1 protein-coding gene is annotated in these 1,713 nt (G+C 44.5%); it reads right to left on the bottom strand.

The window, feature by feature from the left end:
* Positions 1-1,713 (bottom strand): Ig-like domain-containing protein (locus tag H5089_RS04205; protein WP_182711538.1); only part of this gene is annotated, 1,713 nt, incomplete at both ends.

Here is a 1,713-nt window from a genome sequence, read left to right as displayed (position 1 = left end):
AAAGTCACCTTGTGCAAGGGCACCTGGAATCTCAATGTTCCAGTGGCCATCGCTGCCAACTAGGGTCTCAATGGTTTGCACAGCGCCTGCGCTGTCGGTGATGGTGAGTGTAACAGTGCCACCAACTTCATTACTGGTGCCCTGAAGCTCTGGTGTTAAGTCGCTGACATCGCCTACGTTTTGAATGGTGAGTATTGGCGCTTGCGTGTCTAACGTAATTGTATCTGTAACTGTTGTCGTATTTCCTGCTTCGTCAGATACACTCACTTCGATGGTGTTATCACCTTCATTTAAATCTGTTTGTGGAGTTACTTCCCAGTTACCATTTGCATCTACTGTGGTGGTAAGTGTTTGTTCAACCCCGTTATCATCAGTAATAACAACCGTGATGCTGGTACCAACGTCTGCATCACTAGTGCCTGAAATGGTAGGTGTTGAGTCGTTAGTTACAGTATCAAAGTTTACGGTTAAGCTAGGCCCTGATGTATCTATAATGCCTGTAGCAGTATCTGAAGCACTATTTCCAGCAGCATCAGATACTTCAGCTTCTACAGAATAATCGCCCGAGGCCAACTCTTGGGAAAGTTCAACACTCCAATTACCATCTGCATCTGTTGTTGTGCTAAATGTGCGAACAACCCCTTGAGAATCAGTAACCGTTAAATTTATAACTGTGCCTGCAACTACGTCAGTTGTGTTACCAGAAATAACCGGTGTTGTATCATTACTTGTTTCTAGTTCATTTACTTGTATGGTTGGAGGCGTAATATCAATTACAGCATCAAGCTCTGCATTTGCGCTTCCACCACCTATGTCTGTTACTGTCGCACTAATTAAAATGGTGCCTTCAGCCAAATCGGCTGGCGGAGTAACACTCCAGAGTCCGTTTTCATCAACAACCGTAGTTAAAGTAATTATTCCACCCGCTGAGTCAGTGATCTGAACTTCAACTTGAGAGCCAACTTGTGCATTAAAAGTATCACCATTTATTTGAGGTGTTTGATCGTTAGTTTCGCCAATAACATCAATGGTAATAGTCAATGCGCTTGTATCAATTGTGCCTGAAGCACTTGCTGTGCCTTCATTACCAGCGCCATCGCTAATACTTGCATCTACAGAGTAGGCCCCTTCAGCTAAAGCCGCAGGTACTTCTACTGTCCAACTTCCGTCTGCAATTACTTGTGCTGAAATTGTTTGTACTGCACCATTAGCATCGGTCACTGTTAAAGTTATGGTTGAACCAGCAGGCTCCCCGCTAACCGTGCCTGAAATGGTCGGTGTTGTATCACTCGTATCGCCTAGTGCATTAATAGTAACTATTGGCGCTGTGGTATCAACTTCTCCCGTTGTTGTGGCTGTGGTTTCATTACCTGCGTTATCGGTAACCGATACTTCAACAGTAAATTCACCTTCACTTAATTCGTTCGGTACATCAACACTAAAGGTGCCATCGGCTTGTACTTCTGTGGTAATAGTTTGTGGATTACCTGCTTCATCAGTAACTGTAATAGTAACAACCGTGCCCTCTGGCTCACCGGTTGCGGTGCCTGAAATAGTTGGGGTGGTGTTGTTAGTATCACCTACTGGGTCAATAATAACTGTTGGCGCGGCAGTATCAACTTCGCCTGTTGTTGTTGCGGTAGTTTCATTACCTGCTGTATCGGTAACCGATACTTCAACCGTAAACTCACCCTCACTTAATTCATTTGGTAC

Source organism: Pseudoalteromonas sp. SR45-1 (genome assembly GCF_014163655.1).
In the GTDB taxonomy this organism is placed as follows: domain Bacteria; phylum Pseudomonadota; class Gammaproteobacteria; order Enterobacterales; family Alteromonadaceae; genus Pseudoalteromonas; species Pseudoalteromonas distincta.
This window is presented reverse-complemented; position numbering and strand designations above follow the sequence as displayed.